A 13377-nucleotide genomic window follows, 5' to 3' on the forward strand; every position below is an offset into this window, starting at 1 on the left:
ATCAATATAGTAGAAATTAATTGATATTTTCAGTCATTTCTCCAGAATAAAAAATAACCCTCCTGATTAGACCGGAGAGTTATTTTTTATCGTTTATAAAGTTTCAAGTTTTTTCGCCATAAACTTTATTAAATCTTCCCTCAATTCTTCCTTTTGAAGAGCAAATTCAATTGTGGTTTCAATAAAGCCCAGCTTTTCTCCTACATCATATCTTTCACCTTCAAATTCATAGGCAAAAACACGTTGAATATGATTTAGATTTTGGATAGCATCTGTCAGCTGAATTTCGCCCCCGGCCCCGATTTCCTGTTTTTCTAAGAACATAAAAATTTCAGGGGTAAAAATATACCTTCCAATAATCGCTAAATTCGATGGCGCAGTTCCTAATTTTGGCTTTTCTACAAAATTTTGAACTTGGAAGGAACGTCCATCTTGATGGATAGGGTCAATAATCCCATAACGGTTTGTTTCATTTTCCGGTACCTTTTTTACCCCGATAACAGAAGAATGTGTTCGATCGTGCTCATTTATTAGTTGTTTCAAACATGGGGTATCTGCTTGAACAATATCATCTCCTAGTAAAACAGCAAATGGTTCATTGCCAATAAAATTACGAGCACACCATACCGCATGTCCGAGCCCTTTAGGTTCCTTTTGTCTAATATAGTGTATATCCACCATCCTTGATGGTTCTTGTACTTTTTCTAAAAGTTCGAGCTTTCCTTTGCTAAGCAAAGTTTGTTCAAGTTCAAAGGCATAATCAAAATGATCTTCAATGGATCTTTTCCCTTTTCCTGTTACGATTATGATATCTTCAATTCCAGATTCAATTGCTTCCTCTACTATGTATTGGATCGTTGGCTTATCTACAATGGGCAACATTTCTTTTGGCATTGCTTTTGTAGCTGGTAAGAAACGTGTTCCAAGACCTGCAGCTGGGATAATAGCCTTTCTCACCTTTTGCATGGTTATCTTTCCCCTTCCTTTCCTCATTTTAATATAAAGCGCCTATTACCATTATTCCCGAATACAATTGGTTTTCTTTCTTTTTTTAGAAATCTCCAAAGTCTACCGGCTTTTCATTCGTCAGATTAAAATGATAGAGTATTGCCTTCACAATTCTTTCGGAAGCCTGTCCATCACCATATGGATTAGACGCTTTGCTCATTATGTCGTGCGCTTCTTTATCGGACAGCAGTTCATCCGCAAGCTGGTAAATGGTCTCTTCATCTGTACCAGCAAGCTTTAGTGTACCTGCCGTAACTCCTTCCGGCCGCTCCGTTGTATCTCTTAAAACAAGCACCGGAACTCCTAAGGAAGGTGCTTCTTCTTGGACACCGCCAGAATCGGTTAGAATCAAATAGGCCCTGGAAGCAAAATTATGAAAATCGATGACATCTAATGGCTCAATTAGGTGGATACGATTATTTTCACCCAGCACTCTATTCGCGATTTCTCGTACAACGGGGTTCATATGAACTGGATATACCACCTGAATATCTTCGTGCTTTTCAACCAATCTTCTGATGGCATTAAACATATTTTCCATTGGTTTCCCTAGATTTTCTCTACGATGTGCGGTCATCAATACTAACCGATCACTGCCAAGATTATCTAATACGGGATGGGAATAATGGTCTTTTACAGTAGTTTTTAACGCATCAATGGCAGTATTTCCTGTAACAAAAATTGAGTCTTCCCGCTTATTTTCAACCAATAGGTTTTCTTTCGATTGAGTTGTTGGTGAAAAATGCAAATCGGCTAATACTCCTGTAAGCTGACGGTTCATTTCTTCAGGGTAAGGAGAGTATTTATTCCTTGTCCGCAGGCCAGCCTCGACATGCCCAATTGGAATAGAGTTATAAAAGGCAGCCAAACTTGCGACAAACGTAGTTGAGGTATCACCATGGACCAACACGATATCAGGTTTAACCTCTTGAAATACTTTGTTCAATCCTTCTAAGCATCGGGTCGTTACATCAATTAAGGATTGGCGGTCTTTCATGATATTTAAGTCATAATCTGGTTTAATATCAAAAATGTTTAAGACTTGATCAAGCATTTCTCTATGTTGCGCCGTAACGGTTACAATTGAATCGATTTTTTCATTATAGTTCGCTAATTCTTTTACAAGGGGAGCCATTTTAATCGCTTCTGGTCTCGTCCCAAAAACAGTCATCACTTTTAACTGATTCTTCATAAAAACCTCCACATGGATGATCATTACTTTGACAAAATGTTACAACCATCTAAATAATAACAAAATAGATGACTAAAAGCACTATAACTGACTACTTCATCAAAACTGGCGTCTTCAATGATTTTTTCGTTTCTGCCATTTCACCTAATACTGCGAAGTAGAACTAAGGAATTCTCTTCCAAATTATATTTACATTCAAATTTTTGAGATTTATACTAAATTTATGGAAGAATTTGAAAATATTAGAATAGGGGTTAAAAGGTGAAACGGATCATTTCTATTATTCTATTGATAGTGATTGTATTTGTATTAACAGAAACAAACCCTGAACGTTCAACTTACTTAGAGTGGATTACTCATGAAGCAATGGATCAATCTTCTACTATTGTAGAGAAGGGTATTCTTTCATTCGCAGGGGAAAAGGTTTTTGATATGGGAACAACACATTCAGATTACTTCATTTTATCAGTCTATAAAACAGATTTTACCGAAATTGGCTTAGGTCAGATAACGTGTATCGGAATCTTTAATAAATTTATACCCATTTCTAAAAAAGAAATGTAATTTACTATATTAATAGTAGAAACTGAAAAAGGAGACGGGGAAAGTGAGCTTCTATGAGAAAAAAAACTCAGAGTATAACATTGAATCATTTAAAGACGTGCTCGAATCTAACAAAATGTCCCTTACAGATATTGAGCTTGCTTTGATTCTAAACACCCTTGAATATTACCACAGCCATCCAACTTTCCTTAAATTTTGGGGAATGATTGAGAATCATCCTGTTATCCACAAGTCAGTAATACTGTTTATAAATCAAAACCGTGATTACACCGATCTTTTGAAGGGTTACCTTGATGAGAAGATCAACCTTACTAGTGTCGAAGAGATTTTAAACAAAATTACGAACCTACTTGAAACATACCCCTATTTTCTTAAGAATGTGTACTTTCAAATACTTGCGATCCAAAAAACGGCTAATGCTGTCGGCGATTCTCCTGATATTTTTATAGCAGCCAGCAGGGTGAAGGCCTTTACGTTGAACAATCCTGAAGTTGATTTCACTAAAATAAAAGATAAAATGATGGTTTATTCAGAAATTGCCTTACTGGACAAACTTGATTTACAGAAAATTACGCTCAAGGAAATTGCTGCTTTTAGAGAGGTAACATCCGGGAAGCTTAACGAGCATGAGCTTAAGGATAAACGCATCCTCCATAAATACAAAAGCATGATGGTACTACAGCATCTATTTCACACACCAGGAATTTCCGCGGCTTTGCTGCTTCAGGAGGTAACCCCTTCTCTTCGGGAGGAGTTGCAAGCAGTAATAAGAAATGTGCTGCGGTGCAATCTTTCTACTGAATACTTCCAGCATATACTCGCTGCGTTTGCTAATGAGGAAGGAAGTTATCAGTACCCGCAATTATTTGCGTATTTGAGTAAAAATGCAGATGAGGAACAACTGATATCGTTTATTAAGTGGACAGCCAAAAGCCTTCAATTGGATCATCACTACTATCGAGCTTTGAAGGTTTACTTAAAATCTCACCCAAGATCGATTTGGAAGAATAAAGGTGCTAGGGAAGAACTTCAACAGATTTCAACTGGCAGCTTTAGAAAGTTGATAACCGAAGTACAGAATGAAACCGCAAATCCAGCCATTAAGTTTTTTAAGAAGCGTGGTATTCATTTATCGTTTGTCCTCTGCTTTACCCTTGTTGCTGGAAGTGGTCTGTACCTTGTGTATGACCTGCTTACAGATAATAAGGAAAAGGCAGCTGCCTCTAACACAGGTACCGCTGGAGTAAATGAGCAAAAGAAGTCATCATTACCAGAACCGCCATTAGAGCCTTTTATACGATGGGATAGTGAGAGCCCCTTTGTATTTACTGCAGATGGACAACAACAGCAATTAACGTTTGGGCAAGGAAATCCAAACGGAGGTAAAAGCCTAGTATTAAAGGATAGCCAAACTGTTGAAACCAGCTTTGATCTGATAATTGAATCTGAGGTTTCACCATTTGATGAAAACGGGTCCTTAAAAGAAGGCTATTCCCTTTATCATGCAGCATACGATTTTGATAATAGTGGCAACCCTGAAATTGTCATTATGGCACTCAGCCAAACATTTGAATCGTTTGTATGGGTGTACAGTCCAATTTCTGAAAATGGTAACATAAGTCTCCGAACAGACATAACAGTAAAAGGGATGTCTACTCCTAAGTTAATAGAAAATATACTAGAACTTATCGGCGACCAAGGTCAATCAGAAAAGTACGCATACATAAACCAACAATTTGTAAAACAATAGATGGGATGCCAATGAATGGGTGCCTGTCACCGTCCGTGTCCACTGTCCACGGACGGTGACAGGCACCATTTATTCATTTATTCCTATTTATGCACTCTTTTATGCATTTTTTCCGGTCTGCTGTTTGCTATCGTTGTTTTGGACGATTTGTTTTAGTTCTCCGTCATCACCTTTGGCATTGATGATTTCGAAGATTTGGTTGAGGCCTTCGCTGGTTTTGCCTTTTTCTTTATTCATGGTGTCCTCCAAATAATAGGTTGTTTTTAATATGCCCAATTATTTCAAGGTATGAACGATCTCAAGCGCTTTTTCTAAGGAAACGTTTTTTAATATGCTTTGGTCCTCTCTTATCGCTGTGCCAAAGTGGTAACAATTGGTCCCCACCTGCTCATGAACCTCTCGGATATTCTCCTTTGAAAGCCCGCTTCCTATTAGAATATCCGTGTTTCTGCAAACCGCTTTCATGTTTAACAAGGTTTCGATTCGTGAATTCCACTCACCATAACCACCTGAAGTTAAGATGGTAGTGATTTCATTATAGCGATCCAATTTTTCAGCGTTTTCCACTATGTTACTGGAACTGTCGATGGCTCTATGAAAGGTTACCTCCATTGTTCCTGCTTCCGTTAATAACTCTTCTAGCTGGCGGAAGTCAACATTCCCTTCCTTATCCAACATACCGAAGACAACACCATTTGCCCCTAATGATTGAATCATACGGATATCATTTTTCATAATTGCAATGTCATCTTCTGAGTAACAAAACGATTGTCCATGTGGTCTCACCATAACGTTTACTGGAATTCTGACACTTTTGACCACCTTGTCGATTAACCCGTAGCTTGGGGTTAGACCTCCCTCCGTTAATCCCGAAACCAATTCAATACGGTCTGCCCCGGATTTCTCAATGAATTTTGCATCCTCCACTGTTACTGCTATGTATTCAATCATCATGTTTAATCCCTCCTGTTTCATTATCCATTTTAGCAAAAAGTTTCTTTAACAGCTTAATTAACATAAATAACTTATCGGTACTTTTAATTGCTCAACATTTCACAATTTGTTCACTATATTCAGAAAAATCAGTGATTGGAATCACTAGGATAATTTTTACAAAATTTACAATGAAAGTGTAAACAAATTATATAAAAGGGGTAGGATCTAAATGAGAAAAATCGTAAAATTTGCAGCGATTATGTTCAATTCTGTTTTATTTTTAGGTGCTTGTAATGCAGGAAAAGATCCATTGGAACATCAAGTTGCGAATGCGAAAACGAATACCTCCTCACAAGTTATTGAACCTCATAAAAATCTCAACCAAACACCCATTCCACTCAGCATAGAACGTGTTGGTGAACACGAAGTTAATGTTGAAATGACCGCACAGATTACCGACATCGAAATTACCAAGGATTTTATATATAAAGCATGGACATTTAATGGCGAAGCCCCTGGACCAGTAATTGTGGTAAATGAAGGAGATACCATTAACTTTACCTTAAAAAATATGGATCCGGCCATCCCGCATAGTATGGACTTTCATGCAGTTCACGCCTCTCCTTCAAAGGATTTTATTGATGTAATGCCAAATGAATCTGGCAGCTTTACCTACCCAGCTAATAATCCCGGAGTTTTCATGTATCATTGTGGAACGAAGCCTGTTTTATCTCATATCGCAAACGGAATGCATGGTACCATTATTGTTAAGCCTAAAAATGGCTACCCAACTGATAGTGAAATTGACCGCGAATTTGTGATTGTACAAAATGAATGGTATAAGTACAATGACCTTGAGGATTTTACCAATGGTGTCCCTAGTAATGTTGTATTTTCAGCTAAAGCTTTAACAGAGGGCGATTTGAATACAAACGGTACAGTTGGTGCGTTGGTCGACACTCCACTCCTAGCCAAGGTTGGCGACAAAATTAGGATTTACGTTAACAATGTGGGGCCAAATGAAGTTAGCAGCTTCCACGTTGTCGGCACCGTCTTTGACAACGTTTATATCGATGGGAATCCATTTAATCTCATGAAAGGCTTGCAGACGGTAATGCTTCCGGCCAGTGGAGGTGCTGTTGTTGAATTCACTGTTACCAAAGAAGGCAGTTATCCCATTGTTACCCACCAATTCAACCACGCAACCAAAGGGGCGGTTGGAATTATCAAAGTTACAAAAGACGGCCTTGATGATGGCAGTCAGGGTATGTCACACTAACAAAGAAAAGCGTAAGCGCGCTGGAGCTAGAAAGACGGACAGAAAGCATCGGTGCAGGACATTTCCGGTGCTTCTCACTTTTTATAAAATGCTGGAATTCTAATCAAATAGTAGTTATCAACAGCTTCAGGGAAATTACCCACAGATAAAACACTTTTGTTATAGTTATTAAGAGGTTATCCACGTCAGATTAAAAAATATCCCCAAACCGACAATAGTTATACACAGTAGTTATCCAGTTACCCACAGTTATCCACTGCATTATCCACAACTAATTCTTGAAAACAGAAAGATAGCCCAGGGAATTCCCCGGGCTACACGTTTATATTCTTGCACCAAGTTCAATGGCTTTACTATTATGGTATAAGGATTTCACTTTTAGTTCGCATTTAAGCTCATCAATTAAACAATCATTTTTTAGCATTTCAATGTGATGATATTGAAAAAGATGATAGTAATATTTACCCCTTAAAAATACATTTTTTAACAGCACAAAGAAAACCTCCTCAATTGATTTACATAAATCGCAGAGGATCGTGTTCGGTAACTGGCTGGCATCGTCCTAAAACATTAGCCCCTATAGTTTTGCGTCACCATTTTTCAATAGTTTTGCCGTTTCGTACGATTTATGTTGTTAATAAGAACTATATTATACAAGCTCAATATAATAAAGAGACCTTCGCACTACTTTGTGTGCGTTTTCTATTTTTTTGGTATGCTGCTCTGCCTAATTTTTATAAATACGTTAGAAACTAAATCTAAAAGCCCAAAATAACAATTCCACGTTAAAATCTTCTTTATTTAACTACAATCTTTACGATAAGAGCCTACTTTAATTACCCTTTATTTCTAATAGTTTTACTCTCAAATCGTTTTCCATATTAGCTAGCTCTTGTTCAGCTAGACGGCGTTTGTGACGCCCTTCTTCTTGAATGCGCATGGTTTCTTCAAGCGTAGTGATTAAGTTTTCCTGAGTCTTCTTAAGTGTTTCAATATCAACGAGACCGCGTTCATTTTCTTTTGCCGTCTCAATCGTGTTCGTCTTCAGCATTTCAGCGTTTTTTAATAATAACTCATTTGTAGTCTGCGATACTTTTTTCTGAGCTTCGACTGCATGACGCTGACGAATAAGAGTAAGTGCAATGGCAACTTGATTTTTCCAAAGCGGAATCGCTGTCATAATGGAAGATTGTATTTTTTCCACAAGCGCCTGGTTCGTGTTTTGTATTAAGCGGATTTGTGGAGCACTCTGAATGGTGATTTCACGGCTCAATTTTAAATCGTATAAGCGTTTATCCAAACGGTCTGCAAACTGAATCATATCGTTAACTTCTTGGAACTTCATTTGATCACTTGTTGCCTCTGCGGCCCGTTTCATTTCAGGAATGGTTTTTTGATGGAGCTCTTCCAGCTTAATTTCGCCCGCTGCAATATAGACATTTAAGGCATGGAAATATTCTTTATTTGTTTCATATAGCTGTTCCAATAATTTAATGTCTGATAACAGCACGTTCTTGCTGCGATCAAGTTTCACACTAATACGGTCAATCTGTGCACCGGTCTTTTGATATTTTGACAGCACTTCTTGCATGGAGTTAGAAATTTTTCCAAACAAACGCCCGAAAAAGGATGGCTTTCCATCCTTTAACTCATCTGGATTAACCTCATCCAATCTCTTCATTAGATCGCTGATGATTTCGCCTACCTCACCAATATCCTTTTTCTGCACATGCTCGAGCATGGTGTGCGAAAAGCTTAATAGCTTACCTTGTGCCTGGGAACCGTAGGTAATCATTGCCTGATGGTTTCTCGGGTCAATTTGTTCAGCGAGCTGATAGGCTTTTGCCCGATTTTCCTCAGGGATCACATCAATAAGTTTTGTTGGCTTTGCTTCCTGAAGCTGGGAGACCTGCTGTGCTTCTTGTTGTGGGACAAGCTCGGTGTCACCGAACGGGTTGGCTAGAATATCATCTAATAAATTTCCATTTTTATTGAACTGAGGTGAGTTATTTCCGCTCATTTTAACCTCCTGCTTTCATCTATAGTTTTAGTATCGTTTATTTTTTTGATGGAATGTTTCGCCACATCAATTTCAAAATTCAGGGAATCCACATCGTCTGAAATGACATGATAGAGATCCTCTTCTAGTGCCTTAGTTAGGTCTGTTAAGGTTTGACGCGTCTCATATAAGGAAACATCAATCTCATGGCTTTTCTTCGGCTGTTGGGATAAGAAACGATATTTCTCTGTTAGCTCAACGACTGAATCTAAATGAGAAAAGTAAAATTTCTCGGCTTTATAAAATCGCCTTGGCTCTGACTTTGTCATATTTTGTATTTTCCTCGTAATACGGAGTACGTCCAGTCTCTGTTTTACTGTTGAAAGATCACGAATTGTAAATAACGATTTGTTTAGACGATTAATTTTTTGTTTGGCTTCATCCAAATTCTTCTTTATATAACGATATTCTTTTCTAGTGAGCTGATGTTTTTTCAAAAAGCGGGACGTCATAACGGCGGAGGTAATATTGTAGACGATGACCCCGCCTCCTAATGCGATCGCTGATGAAAGCAAAAATGTCTGATTGAAAGCAAAATAGCTGGTAAACCATGCAATGGCTGCGGTTGGAACAGTGACTACACTCTGAACAAGAAACGATAAAAATCGGTTCATCATAATCGACTCCTGACTAATAAATCCTTTATTTACATACGAATGAACAACGGAAATGTTTCAATAAATACTAAATGCTAGAAAAGTAACAAACCTTCCATTACTTCAACAATACACCATAAAACTCCTGCTTTCCATAGACCACAAACGTAAAAAAGACTAAGACCTAAGACGTATTTTGATGTTTTTTTGTGATGGCGGTGACATGGGTGACAGGCACCGCTCGTGGACACTGTCCACCTCAGACGGACAGTGTTCTTTCGTTTCAGCTGTTATGTATAAGCTGGGCCTTAGTCCAAGAGGAATACCCAGTTATACATAGGATATTAAGGTATCACAATAAAAATTTATAGATAGAGGAGCGAGATAATCAAATGTATCAACCATTTGAAATGCCTGTTAACTTTCGATTTGGACATCATGGCGGTGGACACCATGGCGATGGACATCATGGCGGTGGACACCATGGTGGTGGACATCATGGCGGCGGACATCATGGTGGTGGACATCATGGCGGCGGACATCATGGCAGCGGACATCATGGCGGTGGACATCATGGCGGCGGACATCATGGCGGTGGACATCATGGCGGCGGACATCATGGCGGCGGACATCATGGCGGTGGACATCATGGCGGCGGACATCATGGTGGATTTAATTTAGGTAATGTTGGTGCTGGACTGCTCGGACTTGGATTAGGTTATTTAGGATCAAGTCTAGGTGGATATGGCGGGTATGGTGGATATGGAAACCCAGGTGGTTATCCTGGAGGATATGGGCCAGGGTATGGCATGTATGGTTCAGGGTATGGCCCTGGCATGAGTGGTTACGGAGGCGGGTATGGCGGCGGATTCTACTAATATAGATAAGCAAAGCGTGATGGGCTTGATAATATTCAAGAACCCTCACGCTTTTTTCTATTTTCCAAAAATTTTTACTGTTTTTTTGTTTCGGTAGGTGTAAAATGTTTCTCAAAGGAAACATTTTAGTGTTTATGCATATATATTACTATTCCAAACTTTAAAATTATTACTTTAAATAAAGGGAGAAGAGAACTATGACAGAGAATCTGCTATTAGCATTTGGGCTGACATTATTTGCTGGCCTTGCAACAGGCATAGGAAGTCTGCTTGCGTTTTTCACATCACATACAAATACAAAATTTTTATCTGTTACCCTTGGATTTTCGGCCGGTGTAATGATTTATGTGTCCATGGTAGAAATCTTTGTAAAAGCAAAGGTCGCGCTTGTGGACTCACTGGGTGTTGTCCCAGGGAACTGGTTAACCGTTGGAGGATTTTTCGGAGGTATGCTTCTGATCGCCGCCATTGATAAATTTATCCCAAAACAATCAAACCCACATGAATTAAAAACGGTTGAAGACATGAATCAGCCAAATATTAGCGATGGAAAGAAGCCTGACTTATTAAAGATGGGGACATTTACAGCACTTGCTATTGGTATTCATAACTTTCCAGAGGGGATCGCGACCTTCACTTCTGCCCTACAGGACCCTGCACTCGGGATTGCCATCGCTGTTGCGATAGCCATTCATAACATCCCAGAGGGGATTGCCGTTTCCGTACCTGTCTACTTTGCTACCGGAGATAAGAAAAAAGCTTTTAAACTATCATTCTTGTCTGGTTTATCTGAACCTATTGGTGCGGTAGTAGCTTATCTTTTCTTAATGCCTTTCCTGAATGATGTTATGTTTGGGATTATCTTCGCAGCCGTTGCAGGAATAATGGTGTTCATCTCCCTTGATGAATTATTACCTGCAGCAAAAAGATATGACGAAACCCACCTATCTATCTACGGACTGATTGCAGGTATGGCCGTCATGGCAATCAGCCTTTTACTGTTCATCTAAACAACAGCTTATTCAAAATCAAAAGCCAGCGCTTGCTGGCTTTTTGTTTTTGAATAGCCGTCAACAGTCCAGCTGATGGGGTGAGAGTATCCACGAGTGGTGAACACCTTTTAGGTGTCACCTTGGTGACAGGCACCCATACAGGCACCAAAATATTTATTTTTAGGTACAAAGTTTCGTTATTCGCTTGAGGGCATATACTACATGGAATTTTCCAATTTTATAGAAGAGGTGAATTTATTTGTTGAAAAGGGCCCTATTTACAATTCCGCTTAGTTTGATACTTATTGGAGTGATTGTGGCTTCTTTTGTTCTAATGGGTATTAAACCAAACTCTTCGACTATTTCTCAAGCACAGAAGCTTGCAGAATACTCGAAGCCAGCGGTTGTTCGAATTCTTGGGTACTCTGTTGTGGGATGGCAGTTTAACAATCCAAATGATCCTGAAGTAGAAGCTATTTTGAATCAATTAAACTACCAATCCGTTGTGGGTGGTTCTGGTTCAGGGGCAATCATTAGCTCTGATGGATATATTGTTACCAATGCTCATGTGGTAGAAGCAGCACAAATGGAAGATGATGATATTGCCAATGCAGCATTTAATCAGCTTGTGACCATCATCGCAGACTATTTTCAGGTAAGCTATGACACGGCTTATGAATACATGTTAACCTACACGCAATATACTCAGGTCCAAAAAGTTATTAAAGTCATTTTACCAGGCGGTGACATACTTGACGGTGAAGTGAAAAGTTATGGTGCACCAATCAATGAAGGGAAAGATGTTGCTGTACTCAAGATTGAAGGGAAAAACCTTCCTACTTTAAAGCTTGGAAACTCTGATAATATTCAAAACCAAGATAATATTTGGGTAAGCGGCTACCCTGCTGCTGCAGATTCTGATTTATTATCACCTGATTCCTCTCTTGTATCTTCCATGAATGCCGGGCAAATTTCTGCTACTGATAAGAAAACAGAGCAAGGAAGCCCTGTTATTCAAATTAACGCAGCTGCCACACATGGAAATAGCGGTGGACCCGTTATCAATGAAAAAGGAGAAATTATTGGCCTTCTTACCTTTAGAGGCGACACGGTAAATGGTCAAGAGGTTCAAGGTTTTAACTTCTCCGTTCCAGTAAATACCGTAAAGGAATTTACAAACCAAGCAGGAGCAAAGAATACATCTAGCAACACCGATAAACTTTATAAGGAAGGGTTGGAGCTTTATTGGGGCGGCTATTATGAGAACGCTCTTGAAAAATTTGAAGCAGTTCAAAGACTTTATCCAAACCACTCCGAAATCAAAAAGTTCATCACGAATTCCGAGCAAAGAACGGACGACAGCAAAATATTATGGTCCGATTATAAAACCATTTTCTATATCTTAGATGGAGTTGCAACATTATTAGTTATTCTGCTATTAGTGTTTACCTTTGTCTTTAAGCCGAAAAACAGAGCTGCCACTGCAGCTGTAACAACAGCACCGCAGGCACCACCTACCCCGCCAACTGTACCAGAGAACACAATCCCAGACCTAAACAACGATGGAAAAATCGACGTCCAGGACATCATCCTAGCACTGCAAGAACAGCAAAAGAAACAACAGAAAAAAGACGAAGAATAAATCTGACTGCATAAATCGAAGTATAATTGAAGGAAAATGAATAAATGGTGACAGGCACCCCTCAAATTAAAACGTATAAAAAGCGATAGTAGATAATATCTATTTATATATGTATCTTTTTTTGGGGGGAATGTCTTCTGAGAGGGTTTTTACGATTGGTAGGTTTCCTCATTTTTATTTTTGGGGTGTATTTGATATTTTCTGAACAGGTATTTTTTGGTGTTTTGTCTATTATTTTAGCCTTTTTAATTTTTCCAAATCGTAGTAGCAGCAAAAGCCGCCATTATAACTATGAAAATGACAATGACAATGACTATAGCCATGATCACGCCTATAGCTCTGATAGCGACTCAGGCGGCGGAGACTCAGGCGGGGGCGGCGGAGACTAATTGAAAGCATCCTCAAGTTGGAGGATGTTTTTCTTTTCATATGTCTAGCCGATTCCTCCAATCGATTAAGGAGCTGCAGTCTTATATTTGTT

The 13377-nt window shown here is 39.0% G+C and carries 14 protein-coding genes and 1 riboswitch; of the genes, 7 read left to right on the forward strand and 7 right to left on the reverse strand.

Annotation, left to right across the window (positions count from 1 at the left end; all coding sequences use genetic code 11):
• Positions 1 to 93 precede the first annotated feature (93 nt).
• Together galU and wecB are read right to left on the reverse strand one after the other, a co-directional pair.
• Positions 94 to 966: a UTP--glucose-1-phosphate uridylyltransferase GalU gene (galU, locus tag AC2TFD_RS25825; RefSeq protein ID WP_335515996.1), complete on the reverse strand. Its 873-nt coding sequence runs from the start codon at positions 964 to 966 to the stop codon at positions 94 to 96.
• 85 nt (positions 967 to 1051) lie between these two features.
• Positions 1052 to 2200, reverse strand: a complete 1149-nt coding sequence (gene wecB, locus AC2TFD_RS25830; protein WP_335568845.1) for a non-hydrolyzing UDP-N-acetylglucosamine 2-epimerase — start codon at positions 2198 to 2200, stop codon at positions 1052 to 1054.
• A 261-nt stretch (positions 2201 to 2461) separates the two neighbouring features.
• Between wecB and AC2TFD_RS25835 the strand changes: the two genes are divergently transcribed.
• Positions 2462 to 2764, forward strand: coding sequence for a hypothetical protein (locus AC2TFD_RS25835; RefSeq protein ID WP_335515990.1), 303 nt, complete (start codon positions 2462 to 2464; stop codon positions 2762 to 2764).
• A 43-nt stretch (positions 2765 to 2807) separates the two neighbouring features.
• Positions 2808 to 4514, forward strand: a complete 1707-nt coding sequence (locus AC2TFD_RS25840) for a hypothetical protein (RefSeq protein WP_335568844.1) — start codon at positions 2808 to 2810, stop codon at positions 4512 to 4514.
• Positions 4515 to 4613: 99 nt separating this feature from the next.
• Here AC2TFD_RS25840 and AC2TFD_RS25845 read toward each other — a convergent pair whose 3' ends face one another.
• Entirely contained in the window at positions 4614 to 4751 is a 138-nt protein-coding gene (locus tag AC2TFD_RS25845) for a hypothetical protein (protein WP_335568843.1), read from the reverse strand.
• A 39-nt stretch (positions 4752 to 4790) separates the two neighbouring features.
• A complete protein-coding gene (locus AC2TFD_RS25850) occupies positions 4791 to 5468 on the reverse strand; it encodes a copper homeostasis protein CutC (RefSeq protein ID WP_335568842.1) in 678 nt (225 codons plus the stop codon).
• Between the two features lie 211 nt (positions 5469 to 5679).
• Here AC2TFD_RS25850 and AC2TFD_RS25855 point away from each other — a divergent pair, with 211 nt between their 5' ends.
• Positions 5680 to 6729, forward strand: a complete 1050-nt coding sequence (locus tag AC2TFD_RS25855; protein WP_484674193.1) for a multicopper oxidase domain-containing protein — start codon at positions 5680 to 5682, stop codon at positions 6727 to 6729.
• A gap of 322 nt (positions 6730 to 7051) precedes the next feature.
• Here AC2TFD_RS25855 and AC2TFD_RS25860 read toward each other — a convergent pair whose 3' ends face one another.
• The 3 genes from AC2TFD_RS25860 to AC2TFD_RS25870 all read right to left on the reverse strand — a co-directional run bounded on the left by AC2TFD_RS25860 (position 7052) and on the right by AC2TFD_RS25870 (position 9402).
• Entirely contained in the window at positions 7052 to 7222 is a 171-nt protein-coding gene (locus AC2TFD_RS25860) for a hypothetical protein (RefSeq protein ID WP_484674194.1), read from the reverse strand.
• 46 nt (positions 7223 to 7268) lie between these two features.
• Positions 7269 to 7353, reverse strand: a riboswitch (cyclic di-GMP riboswitch).
• Between the two features lie 208 nt (positions 7354 to 7561).
• Entirely contained in the window at positions 7562 to 8749 is a 1188-nt protein-coding gene (locus tag AC2TFD_RS25865; protein ID WP_335509299.1) for a toxic anion resistance protein, read from the reverse strand.
• On the reverse strand, positions 8746 to 9402 hold the full coding sequence (locus AC2TFD_RS25870; RefSeq protein ID WP_335509301.1) for a 5-bromo-4-chloroindolyl phosphate hydrolysis family protein: 657 nt from the start codon (positions 9400 to 9402) through the stop codon (positions 8746 to 8748). The genes AC2TFD_RS25865 and AC2TFD_RS25870 overlap by 4 nt, the downstream gene beginning before the upstream one ends.
• 374 nt (positions 9403 to 9776) lie before the next feature.
• Here AC2TFD_RS25870 and AC2TFD_RS25875 point away from each other — a divergent pair, with 374 nt between their 5' ends.
• The 4 genes from AC2TFD_RS25875 to AC2TFD_RS25890 all read left to right on the forward strand — a co-directional run bounded on the left by AC2TFD_RS25875 (position 9777) and on the right by AC2TFD_RS25890 (position 13285).
• Entirely contained in the window at positions 9777 to 10262 is a 486-nt protein-coding gene (locus AC2TFD_RS25875; protein WP_484674195.1) for a hypothetical protein, read from the forward strand.
• Between the two features lie 197 nt (positions 10263 to 10459).
• Entirely contained in the window at positions 10460 to 11272 is an 813-nt protein-coding gene (zupT, locus tag AC2TFD_RS25880) for a zinc transporter ZupT (protein WP_335509305.1), read from the forward strand.
• A gap of 241 nt (positions 11273 to 11513) precedes the next feature.
• Complete coding sequence (locus AC2TFD_RS25885; RefSeq protein WP_484674196.1) at positions 11514 to 12896, forward strand: S1C family serine protease; 1383 nt, start codon at positions 11514 to 11516, stop codon at positions 12894 to 12896.
• Between the two features lie 191 nt (positions 12897 to 13087).
• Complete coding sequence (locus tag AC2TFD_RS25890) at positions 13088 to 13285, forward strand: hypothetical protein (RefSeq protein WP_335568839.1); 198 nt, start codon at positions 13088 to 13090, stop codon at positions 13283 to 13285.
• Positions 13286 to 13377: the final 92 nt, after the last annotated feature.

The sequence above is a fragment of the Neobacillus sp. plas4 genome (genome assembly GCF_057221695.1).